Origin of the sequence: Xanthobacter pollutisoli, from assembly GCF_040044995.1 — a bacterium.
GTDB lineage: Bacteria > Pseudomonadota > Alphaproteobacteria > Rhizobiales > Xanthobacteraceae > Xanthobacter.
Genome location: NZ_JBDZDP010000003.1, coordinates 333,041 through 349,325, shown reverse-complemented (window position 1 = coordinate 349,325; position 16,285 = coordinate 333,041). Strand labels below are relative to the sequence as shown.

15 protein-coding genes are annotated in these 16,285 nt (G+C 67.3%); 2 read left to right on the top strand and 13 right to left on the bottom strand.

Annotated elements, in window-relative coordinates:
• Positions 1-36 precede the first annotated feature (36 nt).
• Together ABLE93_RS10400 and mdoH are read left to right on the top strand one after the other, a co-directional pair.
• Complete coding sequence (locus ABLE93_RS10400; RefSeq protein ID WP_348839712.1) at positions 37-1,548, top strand: OpgD/OpgG family glucan biosynthesis protein; 1,512 nt, start codon at positions 37-39, stop codon at positions 1,546-1,548.
• Positions 1,536-3,680 carry a glucans biosynthesis glucosyltransferase MdoH gene (gene mdoH, locus ABLE93_RS10395; protein WP_348839711.1) on the top strand — a complete coding sequence of 715 codons (2,145 nt, stop codon included), beginning with the start codon at positions 1,536-1,538 and terminating at the stop codon, positions 3,678-3,680. The genes ABLE93_RS10400 and mdoH overlap by 13 nt, the downstream gene beginning before the upstream one ends.
• Positions 3,681-3,687: 7 nt before the next feature.
• On the opposite strand, the gene chrA is transcribed toward mdoH, so the two are convergent.
• The 13 genes from chrA to ABLE93_RS10330 all read right to left on the bottom strand — a co-directional run bounded on the left by chrA (position 3,688) and on the right by ABLE93_RS10330 (position 16,282).
• Positions 3,688-5,076: a chromate efflux transporter gene (gene chrA / locus ABLE93_RS10390; protein ID WP_348839710.1), complete on the bottom strand. Its 1,389-nt coding sequence runs from the start codon at positions 5,074-5,076 to the stop codon at positions 3,688-3,690.
• A gap of 10 nt (positions 5,077-5,086) precedes the next feature.
• Positions 5,087-5,908: a chromate resistance protein ChrB domain-containing protein gene (locus tag ABLE93_RS10385; protein ID WP_348839709.1), complete on the bottom strand. Its 822-nt coding sequence runs from the start codon at positions 5,906-5,908 to the stop codon at positions 5,087-5,089.
• 188 nt (positions 5,909-6,096) lie between these two features.
• Positions 6,097-6,501: a carboxymuconolactone decarboxylase family protein gene (locus ABLE93_RS10380; protein ID WP_348839708.1), complete on the bottom strand. Its 405-nt coding sequence runs from the start codon at positions 6,499-6,501 to the stop codon at positions 6,097-6,099.
• A 48-nt stretch (positions 6,502-6,549) separates the two neighbouring features.
• A complete protein-coding gene (locus tag ABLE93_RS10375) occupies positions 6,550-7,311 on the bottom strand; it encodes an ABC transporter permease (protein ID WP_348839707.1) in 762 nt (253 codons plus the stop codon).
• 73 nt (positions 7,312-7,384) lie between these two features.
• On the bottom strand, positions 7,385-8,218 hold the full coding sequence (locus tag ABLE93_RS10370; protein ID WP_510183008.1) for an ABC transporter ATP-binding protein: 834 nt from the start codon (positions 8,216-8,218) through the stop codon (positions 7,385-7,387).
• A gap of 97 nt (positions 8,219-8,315) precedes the next feature.
• Positions 8,316-9,362, bottom strand: a complete 1,047-nt coding sequence (locus ABLE93_RS10365; RefSeq protein WP_348839705.1) for an ABC transporter substrate-binding protein — start codon at positions 9,360-9,362, stop codon at positions 8,316-8,318.
• Between the two features lie 170 nt (positions 9,363-9,532).
• Positions 9,533-10,462, bottom strand: a complete 930-nt coding sequence (locus tag ABLE93_RS10360) for an NAD(P)-dependent oxidoreductase (RefSeq protein WP_348839704.1) — start codon at positions 10,460-10,462, stop codon at positions 9,533-9,535.
• A 23-nt stretch (positions 10,463-10,485) separates the two neighbouring features.
• The gene (locus ABLE93_RS10355; protein WP_348839703.1) at positions 10,486-11,298 is read right to left on the bottom strand and encodes an alpha/beta fold hydrolase; all 813 of its coding nucleotides are present in this window, start codon (positions 11,296-11,298) and stop codon (positions 10,486-10,488) included.
• A 112-nt stretch (positions 11,299-11,410) separates the two neighbouring features.
• Positions 11,411-12,190, bottom strand: coding sequence for a GntR family transcriptional regulator (locus tag ABLE93_RS10350; protein WP_348839702.1), 780 nt, complete (start codon positions 12,188-12,190; stop codon positions 11,411-11,413).
• A gap of 70 nt (positions 12,191-12,260) precedes the next feature.
• Entirely contained in the window at positions 12,261-13,067 is an 807-nt protein-coding gene (locus ABLE93_RS10345) for an N-acyl homoserine lactonase family protein (protein ID WP_348839701.1), read from the bottom strand.
• On the bottom strand, positions 13,064-14,074 hold the full coding sequence (locus tag ABLE93_RS10340) for an NAD-dependent epimerase/dehydratase family protein (RefSeq protein WP_348839700.1): 1,011 nt from the start codon (positions 14,072-14,074) through the stop codon (positions 13,064-13,066). Before ABLE93_RS10340 ends, ABLE93_RS10345 begins: the two co-directional genes overlap by 4 nt.
• 21 nt (positions 14,075-14,095) lie before the next feature.
• Positions 14,096-14,821, bottom strand: coding sequence for an enoyl-CoA hydratase/isomerase family protein (locus ABLE93_RS10335; RefSeq protein WP_348839699.1), 726 nt, complete (start codon positions 14,819-14,821; stop codon positions 14,096-14,098).
• A 234-nt stretch (positions 14,822-15,055) separates the two neighbouring features.
• Positions 15,056-16,282, bottom strand: coding sequence for an ABC transporter substrate-binding protein (locus tag ABLE93_RS10330; RefSeq protein WP_348839698.1), 1,227 nt, complete (start codon positions 16,280-16,282; stop codon positions 15,056-15,058).
• Positions 16,283-16,285 lie beyond the last annotated feature (3 nt).

The following is a 16,285-nucleotide window of genomic DNA, read 5'->3' as shown; positions in this document are numbered from 1 at the left end:
GAGGCATGTCCACACATCCGGGGCGGAGGAGAGGCCTTGCTCGATCGCAGGTCATTCGTGCTTGGGGCCACACTGTTGTCGGCTCTCGATGCAGTCGCCGCGCTCCCGGCGCAGGCTCAGGACGGCGAGCGGTTTGATGCCGAGACGGTGCGCAACATGGCGCGCCAGCTTGCGACCAAGCCCTTCAAGGAGGGCAACCGCTCCCTTCCGGCGGAGCTCGACAAGCTCAGCTACGACGACTACCGCAACATCCGCTTCAACATGGACCGCGCCATCTGGCGCGGCCAGCAGCTGCCGTTCGAGATGCAGCTGCTGCATCGTGGCTTCCTCTTCCGCGACCAGGTGGACGTATTCGTGGTCGCCGATGGCAAGGCGCGTCGCGTCGCATATGATCCCAGCCTGTTCCGGTTCGAGAACGGCCTCAAGGCGCCCAACGCAGGCTCCGATTTCGGCTTTTCCGGCTTCCGCCTTCACGGCAGGCTCAATCGACAGGATTATCTCGACGAGATCGCGGTGTTCCAGGGCGCAAGCTATTTCCGCGCCGTGGCCAAGGGGCAGGTGTACGGCACCTCGGCCCGCGGGCTTGCGGTGAAGACGGCGGCACCCTCCGGCGAGGAGTTTCCGATCTTCAAGGCCTTCTACGTGGAGCAGCCGCGCCGGGACGTGCCGTCCATCGTGGTTCACGCCCTTCTCGACAGCCCGAGCGCGACCGCCGCGCATCGCTTCACCATCGGACCAGGCGACACCACGATGATGACCGTCGAGATGGCGCTTTATCCGCGCACCGATCTCGGCGAGGCGGGCATTGCGCCGCTCACCAGCATGTTCCTGTTCGGACCCGCCGATCACGCCGGCTTCGACGATTTCCGTCCGGCTGTCCGCGATGCCGAGGGTCTCGCCATCATCGAGGGCTCGGGCGAGAGCCTGTGGCGCCCGTTGGCCAATCCCGGCCGGCTCCAGATCAGCGTTTTCTCCGGCTCCAATATGCGCGGCTTCGGGCTGATGCAGCGGCAGCGGTCCTTTTTCGATTACCAGGATCTTGAAGCCCGTTACGAGCGGCGACCGAGCGTGTGGGTGGAGCCCATCGGCGATTGGGGGGAGGGCGCCGTCCATCTGGTGGAGATCCCGACGCCGCAGGAGGTCCACGACAACGTCGTCGCCTTCTGGCGACCCAAGGACCCCCTGCGCAAGGGCAGCGAATACAACTACACCTATCGCCTGCACTGGACCTGGGACATGCCCACTCCGCCGAGCCTCGGCCGGGTGGCCGGGACGCGCGCCGGCGGCAGTGACGAGCGGCGGCTTTTCGTCATCGATCTCGTGGACGGCCCCATGCCGGGATTGGCCTTGGACGGGGTGCGCGCCGACGTGTCCGCGAGCGCGGGCGAGGTTCGCGACGTGGTCGTTCAGCCCAATCCCGAAATCAAGGGCGTGCGCCTGTCCTTCGCCTTCGAGCCCAAGGGGACGGGATTGGCGGAACTGAGGGCGCGCCTTCTCAAGGGGGATGTGCCTCTCAGCGAGACCTGGCTCTATCGATGGACGTCCTGAACGACGCCGCGCCGGCGACCACCGCGCCCCCGAGGGCCGCTCTGCCGCCCGAGGCGCCCCTCGCCATGCCGGTGCAGCATCTGGGACGGCGGCCTGAACGGAGCTTTCGGCAGAGGTTGTCCCCCTCGCTCCTGGCCCGCCGCGCCTTCGTATTTGGCGGCGCGATCGCGCTTACGGTGCTCGCCGCCTTCGAGATGTATGAGGTGCTCGACGTCGGCGGCCTGACTTATCTCGAATGCGCGGTCCTGGTCCTTTTCGTGGTTCTGTTCGCCTGGATCGCCCTTGCGTTCACCAATGCGATTGGCGGCGCGTTCAGCCTGCGCGCGGGCAAGGCGGCCCTCGACATTGAGCCGGGCGCTCCCCTCCCGGACCTTTCCATCCGCGTCGCTCTCCTCATGCCTTGCTACAATGAGGAGCCGGGCCGCGTATTCGCCGGCCTAGAGGCGACCTGGCGCTCGCTTCAGGACACGGGGCGTGGCGGCCAGTTTGACGTCTTCATCCTCAGCGACAGCACCGACCCCGACATCTGGGTGGCGGAGGAGGCGGCCTTTCTCGCCCTGTGCCGGCGCACCGGCGGGCGCTTCTATTATCGGCATCGGGCGCAGAACACGGACCGCAAGGCCGGCAACATCGCCGAATGGGTCACGCGGTTCGGCGGCGCCTACGAGGCCATGCTCATCCTCGATGCCGACAGCGTCATGACCGGAGACTGCATGGTCCGCATCGCGGCGGCACTCGAGCGGAACCCGAGCGCAGCGCTCATTCAGACCCTGCCGGTGATTGTCGGCGGCCGAACCCTGTTTGCCCGGTTGCAACAGTTCGCCGGCCGTCTCTACGGGCCGCTGATCGCCCAGGGACTTGCCTGGTGGCATGGGCCGCAGAGCAATTACTGGGGCCACAACGCCATCATCCGCACCCGCGCCTTCGCAGGCGCTGCCGGCCTGCCCCACCTTTCCGGGCGCAAGCCCTTCGGCGGGCATATCCTGAGCCACGATTTCGTGGAGGCGGCGCTTCTGGTGCGCGCGGGCTGGGGTGTCTACATGGTGCCCGGCCTTGCGGGCAGCTACGAGGAGGGCCCGCCCTCCCTCACCGACCTTGCCGTGCGCGATCGCCGCTGGTGCCAGGGCAATCTGCAACACGCGGCGGTGCTGCCGGCGCGGGGTCTGAGTGCGCCAAGCCGGATCCACCTTCTCACCGGTATCGGCTCCTATGTGTCGGCGCCGCTGTGGCTGATGATGCTCCTGGCCGGCCTGCTCACCGCGCTTCAGGCCCGCTTTGTGCCGCCCGATTATTTTCCCTCCGGCTTCGCCTTGTTTCCCGTCTGGCCGGCGCAGGACCCCGTGCGCGCGGCCTGGGTGTTCGGCGGCACCATCGCCGTGCTGCTGCTGCCGAAGTTCATAGCCTTTGGGCTGATGCTGGGCGACGGCGGCGCGCGCCGCGGCTTCGGTGGGGCGGGGCGGACTTTTCTCGGGATGCTGAGCGAGATCATCCTGTCCGGCCTTATGGCCCCGGTGACCATGGTGTCCCAGTCCTTCGCGGTGGTCAGCATTCTGATGGGGCGGGATGGGGGATGGCATCCCCAGCGGCGCGACGACGGCAGCCTCGGCTGGCGTCCGGCCTTGCGCCACTTCCTGCCCCACACCCTCATCGGCCTCGGTTTTGCCGCGGCCACCGCCGCCATTTCGCTGCCGCTCATGGCGTGGATGTCGCCCGTCATCCTCGGTCTGGTTGCCGCGGTCCCCCTCGCGGTTTGGACCAGCCGGCCGCGCGCCGACGGCCTCCTCATGACCCCGGAGGCCCAGCAGCCGCCGGACGTTCTGCGCGCGGCCATGGACCTGCGCGCCGCCCTTGCCGAGGCCAGCGAACCGATGGAGGCGGTGGCCCGCCTCGCCGCCGATCCCGGCCTCCTCGCCTTCCATCGCGACGCCTTGCCCGCGCACGGGCAGCGCCTGGCCGGCGACTTCCGTCCGGAGCGGCTGGTGGCGCGGGCCAAGATCGAGGATTGCGAGGCGCGCGACGAGGCGCTGGCCCTCCTCTCGGCAAAAGAGAAAGCAGCGGCGCTGGCCGACGATTGGTCCCTCCCGCGCCTCCTCGCCCTGCCGGCACAGGCCGGGCCCGCACAGGCGCGCTAGGCTTTAACTAGCCCAGCGCCGAAAGCACCATGCCCATCAAACCACACGCCGCGAGCGTGGGGAGCATTCCGATCTTGAGCCGAAACATGGCGAGCATGGCCAGCGCGGAGAGCGCGGCCGCGCGCCAGTCGATGGAGGAGAGCAGGGGCAGGTCCGGCCCGATGCCGTGCCAGTGCAGGCTCACCACCTCCCGGAACACGACATGGATGGCGAACCACAAGACCAGGTTCAAAATCACGCCCACAACGGCGGCGGTGATGGCGGACAGGGCCGCCCCGAGCGCGCGATTGCCACGCAGGGCCTCCACATAGGGCGCCCCGAGGAAGATCCACAAGAAGCAGGGGGCGAAGGTCACCCACAGCGTCAGCAGGGCGCCGAGGCTTCCTGCGAGCATCGGGTTGAGAATGCCGGGCGCGCGATAGGCGGCAAGGAAACCGACGAACTGGAGCACCATGACAAGGGGGCCGGGCGTGGTCTCGGCCAAGCCCAGACCGTCCAGCATCTCGCCGGGCGCGAGCCAGCCGAAGCCGTCCACGGCCGCCTGCGCCACGTAGGCGAGCACTGCATAGGCGCCGCCGAATGTGACGACCGCCATCAGGCTGAAGAACGAGCCGATCTGCGTCCAGACGCTCCCGCTTCCGAAGACCGCCCAAAGCACCGCGACCGGACCGAGCCATAGCGGCAGCCAGATCGCGAGAATGCCCGCTGCGCGCCTGAGCGACGGCTCGGCATGCGCCAGTTCCCCCCGCTCGAACATCTGGTCCACGACACCGAGGGTGTCGGCCTTCGCGCCTGCGTGCCCCGCGCTCTGGAACAGCTCCGGAGCCGCCCGGCTGCCCGCCCACCCCGCGAGGCCCGCGGCAAGAATGATCAGCGGGAACGGAATGTGAAGCACGTAGATGGCCAGGAAGGCGAGGGCGGCAATCGCCACCATGAGGCGATTCTTCAGCGCGCGCCGGGTGATCCGCAGGAGCGCCTCCACGACCACCGCGAGCACGGCCGCCTTGACGCCAAGAAAAGCCGCGTCGATGAGCGGCACGTGACGGTAGAGGGCATAGAGGATGCTGAGGGTCAGCATCACGACCGCGCCGGGCAGGACAAACAGCAGGCCGGCCACCAGCCCGCCCGCGGTGCGATGCATGAGCCAGCCGATATAGGTGGCGAGTTGCTGCGCCTCGGGGCCGGGCAGGAGCATGCAGTAGTTCAGCGCGTGCAGGAACCGCTGCTCACCGATCCATCGGCGCTCCTCCACCAATTCGCGATGCATGAGAGCGATCTGTCCGGCCGGGCCGCCGAAGCTGAGGCAGCCGATCTTCGCCCAGACTTTCACCGCCTCGCGAAAGGTCGGACGTGCGGGCGCGGCGGCGGAGGCGCTCGTTTCGAATGCGATGGCCATGGCGCGCCCCTCACCCCTGCCTCTGCTGGCCCGCAGGCCAGTTGTGGGTTTCCTCCACCGCGTCGCGGCACCACCGATAGAAGGCGTCGTAGAGCAGCATTCCGGCATCGAGCTGCTGCAGGTCGTCGCGATACATGCGGGAGAGGCCGAGGGATGCGGCGAGGAAGCCTGCCGCTTGGGGAGAAAGATCGAGCCGTGCCGTATCGGCCCCGCGGACGATGACAGCGAGGTGGTTGAGGACGGGAGACCGCAGCCCGAACTCCTCGATCATGGTGTCGAAGGTGCAGGCCTCGCCGCGATGGCTCCAGAACGCGCCTTCAATGTCGAAAGGGGCGGCGGCGAAGGCTTCCGCCACGCCCTCCACCTCGGAGGCGCCAACGAACAGGAAGGCTGCATCGGGATCGATGAAGCGGCGGATCAGCCAGGGGCACGCGATGCGGTCCACCTTTGGGCGGGCGCGGGTGACCCAGACTGTTCGCCCGGCAGCATCGCGCGGCGGCAAGGCGGCTTCGGAGAAGAGAACGCCGCCGCTGTCCCGCCACGCCTCGAATCCGCCTTCCAGCGTTTCCGCCGACACGCCATTAAGACGCAGCCATGCGGCCACGCCCTGGCTGAGCTTGTGCCCTTTCTGGCAGACCACGACGGCCGAGCGTCCCGCCAGCGCGGGACCCCACGTCGCGACGTCGACATGGGATCGCCGGCGGCTGGCGGGTAGCATGCGCCTGTCGGCGGCGTAATCGTCGTCGATGCGAACGTCGAGAATGACCGGCGCGGTCGGCAGCCCAATGAGGCGGCCGAGCTGGGCCACGGTGATTTCTGTGTTTGAAGGCACGGCGTCCATCCCTGGCAAAGGGGAAACAGGACGCGATTTCAGGCTGGCGCCTCACGGGGCAATCGCGGGAGCCCCTTGGTGCCAGATTAGACGGACCAGCGATCCGCGCGCAACCCCGCAGAATGCGTCAGGCGACCGCGGCTCTGATCGGTTTTTTCCCCATTGGAAGCCAGCGCCAGCGCCGCGCCTCAACCGGCGGCGGCAGCATCGACGTCGCGGAACACCTCCTGGGCAATGCGCGACGTCTCCAGCGCCACCGGGACGCCGCAATAGATGGCGATCTGCAGGATCACCTCACGGATTTCGTCGCGGGTGACGCCGTTGGTGAGCGCGCCGCGTACGTGGAGCTTCAGCTCGTGCGGACGGTTCAGCGCCGACAGCATGACGATGTTGAGCATGCTGCGCGTCTTGCGCTCCAGCCCCGGCCGGCCCCAGATCGCGCCCCAGCAATATTCCGTGACGAGTTCCTGCAAGGGGCGGGCGAACTCGTCCACATTGGCCATGGAGCGCTCCACGTGGGCGGCGCCCAGCACCGCCTTGCGGATCTCCATGCCCTTGTGCAGCAGGCTGGTGGCTTCGGTCGTGTCGGTCATCGGACTGTTCCTGGATGAATATGCGTGGCGTGAAGTTGCGAATGCAGGTCAGGATTTTGGCTTGCCGACGATGAGGCGCCGCTCGACGAGGGTCACCGCGAGGTCGAGCACCAGTGCGAACACGGTAAGCACGATGATGCCGGCGAAAACCGCATTGACGTCGAAGGTCGCCTCCGCCTGGAGGATCAGGTAGCCGACGCCGCGGGCAGATCCGAGATATTCGCCCACCACCGCGCCGACGAAGGCCATGCCAACCGACATGTGCAGGCTGGAGAACACCCAGCTCAGAGCCGAGGGGATATAGACCGTGGTGAGAAGCTGGCGCCGGTTCGCGCCCAGCATCCGCGAATTGGCGAGGATGACCGGGTTCACCTCTCGCACGCCCTGGAAGACGTTGAAGAAGACCACGAAGAACACCAGCGTCACGCCCAGCGCCACCTTGGAGCCGATGCCCAGGCCGAACCAGACGATGAAGATGGGGCCGAGGATGACCCGCGGCATGGCGTTGAGCGCCTTGATGTAGGGATCGAACAGGGCCGCCGTCAGCGGCGAGAGGCCGAGCCACAGGCCGATGCCGATGCCTGACGCCACCCCTAGCAGGAAGGCGAGCAGCGTCTCGATCAGGGTGGTTGCAAGATGGACAAAGATCTCGCCCGTCACGAACCAGCTGACGATCTGCTGGAACACCAGCACCGGATCGCCGAAGAAGAAGACCGGCAGGACCTTGGCCCGCACCAGCGCATACCAGGCGACGAGGAGGGCGGCGAACAGCGCCGCCTGGAGCGCCGTGAGGACGATGGGGCCGGGCATCGGTCGCCGGCGGGGCCGCCGTTGCGGGCGGGCGGCAGTGCGGCTAGAGGTGCTGCGATCGGCGATCACGGCGTCAGTCCGCAAGTTTGCGCTGATTTCGCTCATAGGCTTTCAGGACCTCTTCCTTCATGGCGTCCCAGATCTGGTGGTAGAGCTCGACAAAGCGCGGCGTCATGCGGATTTCGGCGACGTCGCGCGGCCGCGGCAGGTCGATGCGGAACTCGGCGATGGGGTGCGTGGAGGGTCCGGCGGAGAGGATGATGACCCGGTCCGACAGGGAGATCGCCTCTTCCAGGTCATGGGTGATGAAGAGCACGGACTTGCGATAGGTGGTCCAGAGCTGGAGCAGCTCGTTCTCCATCAGCACGCGCGTCTGCACGTCCAGCGCGCTGAACGGTTCGTCCATCAGCACGATCTTGGGGTCGCGAATGAGCGTCTGGGCCAGCGCCACGCGTTTGCGCATGCCGCCGGACATTTCGTGGGGGAAGCGCTCGCCATGTCCGGAAAGCCCGACGCGGGCGAGCCACTCGTTGCCCAGCCGCTCTGCCGCCTTGCGCTCCGTCCCCGCATATTCGAGCCCGGTGATGACGTTGGACAGTGCCGTTCGCCACGGCATCAGCGCGTCCGCCTGGAAGAGGTAGCCGGCATCCGCATTGATGCCCTCCAGCGACCGGCCATAGACGCAGATGTCGCCCTCCGAGGGTTCGAGCAGGCCCGCGGCGACATTCAGCAAGGTGGACTTGCCGCAGCCGGTGGGACCGACGATGGAAACGAACTCGCCGTCCCCCACGTGCAGGCTGGAGTCGCTCACCGCCGTATAGGCGCCGAAGCGGACCGAGACGTGATCGAACAGGAGGGCCGGCGGCGGGCCGGCGTGTGCCGAGAGATCGCCGACGGACGCGGGCATGCGGGCGGGGCCGGCTTCCGGTTGAAGGCCGAGGGTCATGGAACGTCTCCCTGGGGGCGCGGGAACGAGGGGCCGGCACCGACCCCTCGGCGACAGGTCAGTGCTTCGCGGCCGCGCCGTATTTCTTGAGCGCACGCTCCACGAAGGTGTTGTCATAGGTGCGCGGGATGTCGAGGCTCGCCGATTTCAGCGCCGGCTCCATCACCGAGATGGTGGCAAGCACGTTCTTCGCCGCCTCGGGCGTCACGATGCCGTCCCACTGGAAGGCGGAAAGGTTCTGCTCCAGGGATTTGCGGTAGAGCGCCTCGTCGGCCTTGTAATATTCGGCCGGGACCGAGGCGATGATGTCGTCGATGCTTGCGGTCTTCAGCCACTGCATGGCCCGCACCAGGGCATTGGAGACGGCCTGCGACGTGTTCGGATTGGCCTTGATGAAGTCGGTTCGCGCGTAGAGGCAATCGGCGAGGTAGGGTCCGCCGAAGGCGATCTGCGAGCCTTCCGCATTCCGGCTGTCCACCAGAACCACCACCTCCTTCGCGTCCGTGAGCGAGGTGATGGCGGGATCCAGATTGACGATGGCATCGAGCTCGGTGCCGGTCCGGATGGCGGCGACCGCGCTGGGCCCGGTGCCGATCGAGATAAAGCTCGCATCCTTCCAGTTGACGCCCGCCCGCTCAAGCAGCTGAGCGACGAAATTCTGTGTGGAGGCGCCCGGCGCCGAGATGCCGATCTTCGTGCCCTTGAGATCCTTGACGCCCTTGATGCTGTTCGCCTTCGTCGCGCGCACCGCGAGCACATTGCCCGGATAACGACCGAAGACGGTGATGCAGGTGAGGTCCTGGCCCTTCGCCTGCAGGCGCAACATGTGCTCGTAAGCTCCTTCGCCGATGTCGGCGCCGCCGGCGACGACGGCCTGAAGGGCTGCGGTGCCTGAGCTGAAGGCGGTGGAATCCACCGTAAGGCCTTCGTCCTGGAAGTATTTCTTATTCAGCGCGACGAAGTACGCGATCTTGTTCATCTGGCTGATGGAGCCGCCGACCGCGATCGAGATCTTCAGCTTCTCGAGGTTCGCGGCCCCGGCCATCCCTGGCAGGAGGGCAAGGCCCATCCATCCGGTGGCAATGATGCTTCTGACGATGGACATGGTTTCCTCCCGGCGATGCGACGTTCGTTCTGGCGGGTCGCTTGAGGGGCGCACGATGGCGGCCTCTAGTCATTCTGACTTATTGTACGACAATATGACCGATACGGTGGATGTCAACTGTCTTGGACTGACTTGCCGGCACCGGGACGGCTCTGGCCCCGAGTGCCTCGTCATTTCGTCCCGTTCAGAATCGCCCCCAGCGTCGCGCGGTCGACCTTGATCGAGACGCCCGCCCGCTCTTCCTGCACGAGCATGGCGACGCGGGAATCCCTTTTCCCCCAGCCGCGGTTTCGGGCCTCCGTCATCTCGGCCAGCGTCATTGCGGTGAACCGCGCAGGAACGCCGGCCTCCTGCGCCAGCGCCGCGGCCAGCGACACATCCTTGAACGCGAGGTCCAGAGCGAATGACACCTCGTCGAAGGCCCCCGGCAGGAACTGGTCGGCGAGACGGTACACCACATTCTGGCGCCCCAGCGATCCTTCGCGGATCGCGGCGAACAGGACGGCGGGGTCTACACCCGCCTTGACGCCGATGGTGAAGACCTCCGCCAGAACCATCTGGATGCCGTAGTTCGCGCTGTTGTGGACGAGCTTCGCCGTGGTCGCTGCGCCGAGCGCGCCGAGAAACATCACGCGGTCGCCGAGCAGGTCGAGCAGTGGCCGGCTGGTCTCGAAGGCGCCCTCGCTGCCGCTTACCCAGATGGCCAGACGGCGCGTGCGCGCCCCTTTGGGCCCGCCGCTCACCGGTGCATCGAGCAGATCGACACCGCTGGCCGCCAGGCGCGCGCCCAGCGCACGCACCGCTGCCGGTGCGCTGGTGGTCATGTCGATGAGCGTCGTGCCCGCCGAAAACCCCTCGGCAAGACCGTCAGCCCCGAACACCACTGCCTCGACCTCGGCCGGGCCGGGAAGCATGGTGAAAACCGTCCGCGCCCTTGCCCCGACATCGCGCGCTGTCGGCACCCAGAGCGCACCCAGCTCCTCGAAAGGCGCCGCAGCCTCGCGCCGGCGCGTATGGATGACCAATTCGTGACCGGCCTCCATGAGCCGCGTCGCCAGCGGGGCGCCCATGGCGCCGAGGCCGATGAAACCGATGGGCACGGGCGCCTCCTGCGCTGCGGGTGTCAGAGAGCGGTGAGGAAGCCGAGAAGGAGCCTGTTCACCTCCTCTGGGGCTTCAATTGGCGCCATGTGCGAGGCGTCGGGAATAATCTCCAGCCGCGCCCCGGGGATGCCGCGTGCGATGACCTCGGACGCCGCGACGGGCGTCGTTGGGTCCTTTTCCCCCACCATAACCAGCGTCGGCCTGTCGATTTGGTCGAGGCGCGGCGCAACATCGAGGGTCGAGATCATGTCCCACATGGCGGCATGCACATCGGGATCAGCCGCCCGCAGGGTCTTGGCAACCCGGTCGAGCACGTCGGGCCGCCGTGCGGCGAAGCCGGGCGTGAACCAGCGCTCCAGCGTCGGCACCACGATGGCCTCCATGCCGCCGGCCCGCACCTGCGCGCCACGCCCGCGAACAGCCGCGCGTCCCGCCTCGGCGAAGGTGCTGACCGTATCCATGAGGCACAGCGCGCGCACGAGATCGGGCCGCGCGAGCGCCAGCGTCTGGGCGATCATGCCGCCGACGGACAACCCCACCACGCACGCTGCTCCCGCCTCTGCCGTTTCGATGACCCGCGCGAGGTCCGCGGCCGCATCGTCGAATGCGAAGGGAAGGCCGGGCGCGGGCGAGGCGCCGTGGCCGGCAAGGTCGTAGGCGATCACGTCGAAGGCGTCGGCGAGCGCGCCGATCTGCCGGTCCCAGTAGGTCAGATCGAGCCCGACGGCATGGACAAGCACCACCAGCGGAGCGCCACGGCGACCGGTGCGCACCTGATGGAGGATGGGCGCGGTCTTCGCGGACGGCGCGATCTGAGCAGGGGCGTTGGACATCACGCAAACTCCTTCGGCGGTCCACGCTGGGCGCGCGCCACCAGTCACGCGCCAAGGCGGCAGCGCTGGTGTTGTCGATGGAAGAGGCGCGGCCACCGCGCCTGAAGGTGAACTAGATGCCGACGACGCGCGGTTCGCCCGCGGCCGGTGCGGCGGTCACCTTATCGCTGGGCGTTTCCTTCTTGCCGCGCTTGCGCACCGGACGATCGCGCTCTACTTCCTTGGCGGTCAGCACCGCATCGGCGATGGCGGCGGCGTTCATCACGTGGCGGCGGCAGGCCTGTCCCGCCGCCTCTGGATCGCGCCGGGCGATGGCTTCCATGATGTCGCCGATTTCACCCAGGCTCTTCACCAGCCGCCCCGGCTGGGAGAGCGTATGGGCGCGCAGCATGGTGACGCGCCAGTGGATCATGCGCAGCATGTCTTCCAGCATGGGATTGTGGGCGCCCGCCGTGAGCGCCGCATAGAAGGCCGTCTTCACCAGCAGGAGATCGCTGCCCGGCTTGCCGCGGCTGGCCTTCCTGAAGGCCGCGAACGCGCTCTCCAGCGCCTTGTGCTCGGCCTCCGTGGCCCGCTCGGCGAAACAGCGGCCGGCCATCTCCTCCAGCGTTGCGCGCAGTTCATAGATCGAGCGTGCGTCCTCGGCGGTATAGATGGCGACGATGGGACCGCGATGGGGAATGATCTGCAGGATTCCCTCCGCGGCGAGCTGGCTCAATGCTTCCCGCAGCAGGGTTCGGCTTACCTGGAACATCTCGCAGATCTCACGCTCCACCAGGCGGTCGCCCGGCTGGAAGCGCCCTTCGAGAATGGCGGTGCGCAGGGCCTCGATCACCTGCTTCTTGAGCGATGCCGCCTGATGCATGGCCGCAAGGCTGGCTGGCGTGGTCATTGCTGGCTTCCTTGGCTCGCAGTCTCGGAAAATGGACTGACGAAGAAACGCGCTGGATATGACGACGAAATCAGATGACGGGCGGTTCGTCGAGCCGCACGACGATGCCTTCGAGCTCCGGTCTCGGCGGCCGGTATCGCTTCATGACCAACGGATCGTGCCCGGGGACGATATGGTCCGGCGAGGGCGCTGCGGCCTTCAGCTTGTCGAAGCCCTCCAGCATGCACCCCACGTGGAAGGCGGTAACGAACGGGCGCTCGGTGTCCATGTTCTCGTAGAAATGGGTCACGTCCGACGCCAGCACCACAGGTCCGCGGCGGGTATTGACCCGCACGAACTGGAGCCCGGCGGAATGCCCGGGCGCCGGGTGCAGCGTGACACCCGGGGCGAGTTCCGCGCCGCCGTCGTAGAAGTTGACGCGACCGGCATAATTGGCGCGGACCATGCCCACCACATCCTCCACCTCGAAGGAATGACGCAGGCGGCGGTACCGCATGTAGCGTCCCACCGCATAGTGCAACTCCGCCTCCTGAAGGTGGAAAGTCGCGGCGGGAAAGAGGTCGAAATTGCCCACGTGGTCATAGTGAAGGTGGGTGAGGATCACGTCCTGCACCGTCGCGGGATCGAGCCCGACCAGCTTCAGCGACTCGGCCGGGCAGCGCAGGAAATCGCGCTTGCGCCGCGCCCCGACCTCAGCGTTGAAGCCCGTATCCACAACGAAGGACCGCGCTTCACCCACGATGGCCCAGACATAGTAGTCGAGGGGCATGGGGGCATCGTGCGGGTCGCCGCCGATGAAATTGTCGGCCCGCCGTGCCTCGCGCGTGGCGTAGCGGATTGCGAAGACATCGTAAGTGGGCACAGCCTCCGCGCTCATGCCGCCTGTCCTCTCGAATGGGCGCCGGCTGTGCCGGCGAAGGCGCGGAAGCGATCCGCATAGTCGCGTATGCCCTGCTCCAGCGTGAAGGCGGGTGCCCAGCCGAGGGCGGTGCGCGCCGCCGAAATATCGAGGGAGGCGCGCATGCGCGCATTCACCTCCTCCAATGGCGACAGGGCGTCGCCGATCTCGATATCGGCGCCCGGCACGACCTGTCGCACGATCTGCGCCACATCGGCCGCCGAAGTGGCCCGGCCCGCGGCCACGTTGAACACACGCTGCGCGCCTTCGGCCGGCGCGGGCGCGGCGAGGCTGCGCACGACGGCGCCGGCACAGTCCGGCACGTAGGTGTAGTCGCGCTTCATTTGGCCGCCGGTCGCAAATCGCACCGGGCGGCCCAGCACGGCGCCTTCCACCATGGGCTTGATGTACATGGGCGAGCGCATGCCGAAGCCGTAGATGGCGGTCACCCGCAGCGCCAGCACATCGAGGCCGTGGGAGGACGCATAGGCGAGGCCGATTGCTTCGCAGGCCATTTTCGTGGTGCCGTAATGGCCGGCGGGATTGCCCCGCACCACCGAGAAGACCGGGTCGGTCTCATTCAGCGGCGAACCGTCGCCGCCGTGGTAGGCGGCGTTGCTGGACAGATAGATGAGGCGCGCCATGCCGAGCTGCCGCGCGGCCTCGCACACATTCACCATGCCGGTGAGGTTGACGTGGTAGGTCGCCGCCGGCTGGGCGAGCGAGGTCTCCAGCCCCACGATGCCGGCGCTGTGCACGATGGCATCGATCCGCTCGGAGCGGCACACATCCATCAGGCGCGCGAGGTCCGTCGTCTGGCCCGAGACGTGGGTCACATCCCCCACGCCCGCGGCGACGAAGACGGCCAAGGCTTCCGGCCCGGGCGCGGCCATGTCGTAGCTCACCACGCCATGTCCGGCCTGTGCCAGCGCCGCCCCCACATGGCTTCCGAGGAAGCCGGCCCCTCCCGTCACGAGCACGCGCATGGGCAACCTCCCGCTTCGGCGTCAGCCATGGGACATCTGCGCCCGCTCGGCGAGCAGGACACTCATGAGCGAGACGGCATATTCGTTGCGCTGCGGATCAGAGAGCCCCGCCGCCTCGCGGCCGAATTTGCGGAGCAAGGTTATGGACTTGGGGTCTTGGGCGGCAATGAAGTCGGCCACCTCAAGCGCTTCCGCGCGGGCCCTGCCGGGCGCGACCACCCGCGTGACGATGCCGTACAGCTCTGCGTCGGCGGCGGAAATCTCCCGGCTCGACAGAGCCAGTTCGAAGCCCCGCTTGTAAGAGACGAAGCGGAACAGGTAGGACAGAACGATCAACGGCGGCATGCCGTGGGACATTTCCGGGAGGGCAAAGCGGGCATTCTCGGCGGCGATCACGTAGTCCGCCTGGGCCGACATGCCGAAGCCCCAGCCGAGCGCAAGTCCCTCCACAGCCAGCACCGTAGGCACGGGCAGCGCGGCGAAAGCCGAATTCACCTTGAGAATGGCATTGAGATCTTCTGCCACGTCGGACGCACGGGTCAGCCCCTTCTTGCCCATGCGCCCGCCGCAGAAATTCGCGCCATGCCCGGTCAGGACCAGTGCGCGCATGCCGGGGTGGCTCGCAAGATTCCGCGCGGTTTCGGCGAGATCCAGCAGAGCCTCGGTATCCAGATGGTTCGGTTCGCCTTGTCCCACCAGATTCAGGACGACGACCCCATTGCCTTGTTCCTCGATGCGAACGCCCATTCCGGCGCCTCCCCCACGCGACCGCCTGCGGGGGCCGCTTTGTTTTTGACGGGGTTGAGTTTGGCACTCACGTCGTCATATGTAAACTGATTGTACGACAATAATCCAATCGGCTCCCGCAGCGTGAAGCTGACGGCGGGCCTGGGACGCGTCCTCCCCCCATGATTCATCTGGCGAAGGCGAAGGGCTCCCGCCAGATGAATCGTTATTATTACGGCCGCGCTCGGCCAGGCGTCACTGATCGGCTTCGCTGGTGGTGGTGGTGATCAGCACGTCCTGGTCGCCCTGGATTTCGTAGAGGGCGAAGTTCCGGCTCTTCAGCATGCCATTCGGCAGGAAGTCGGCCGAGGAGCTGGCGCCGTCGTAGTTGATGGCCTTGCCCTCCGCCAGCAGTTTGGCGCCCTGCGCAAAGGTGGTCACGCGCTCGCCGGGGCCGTTCGCAACCTTCATGATGTGCTCGGCGATCTTCGGGCCTTCGGTGGACTTTGCGCTGGTGATGCCGAGCAGCAGCAGGTTCATCTCGTCATAGGCGGCGCAGCCGTAGGGGTTCTGAACCTGTCCGTTGGGCTTGAGGCCGACGAGGTTCAGGTAGGCGTCGTAGGTGTCCTTGCCCACGGGCGGCACGGGCGAGCCGTGCAGGATGCCATTGGCGGCGGTGCCCACCGCCTGCTTGAACTGCGGCCCCACGGCGAAGGACAGGGCGAAGACCTTGCCCTGATAGCCGCCGCGCACCAGCTCGCGATAGACCGGGGTGAGGTCGGTGACGTAGCCGGCAAGGAACAGCGCCGGCGCCCCGGAATTGATCAGGCGCTCGGCCTCGGCGCGGTAGGAGACCTGGTTGGCGTTGTAGTAGAGCGGCTCGCCGACGATCTTGCCCCCCACCTTCTCCAGAGCCTTGCTGAAGCTCTCCCCCATGGAGGCCGCGAAATCGTTCTTCGGCCCGGCGAAGGCGACCTTGAGCTCGCCGCGCTTGGCGGCGAGGTCGGCCAGCGCCACACACCAGGCCTTGTTGAGCGGCTGGAGGTTGAAGCACAGGCCCTTCTTGTCGCCGTTGGGCAGCGTGTCGGAGGAGCCGGTGAAAATCTGGACGACATTGGCTTCCTGGCACAGCGGCATGATGCCCAGCGTCACCGACGACGCCCAGGTGCCAAGGATGGCGCAGACGCGGTCGGCGTCGATCATCTTGCGCGCGGCGCGCACCGCCGCCTCGGGATTGGTCTCGGAATTGTCCGACACCAGCACCACCTGGCGGCCGAGCACGCCGCCCTGCTTGTTCACCAGGTCCACCACCGCCTTGTGGGCCTGCGCCTTCTCCGGGCCGTACGGCCCGCCGCCCCCCGACAGCGGCACGAGGCTGCCGACCTTGATCGGCTCGGACTGTGCGAGGCCGTGGCGCAGCAGCGCCGGCGCGGCGACGGCGAGGGTCGTTCCGGTGAGGAACAGCCTGCGGGTGACGTCCATGAC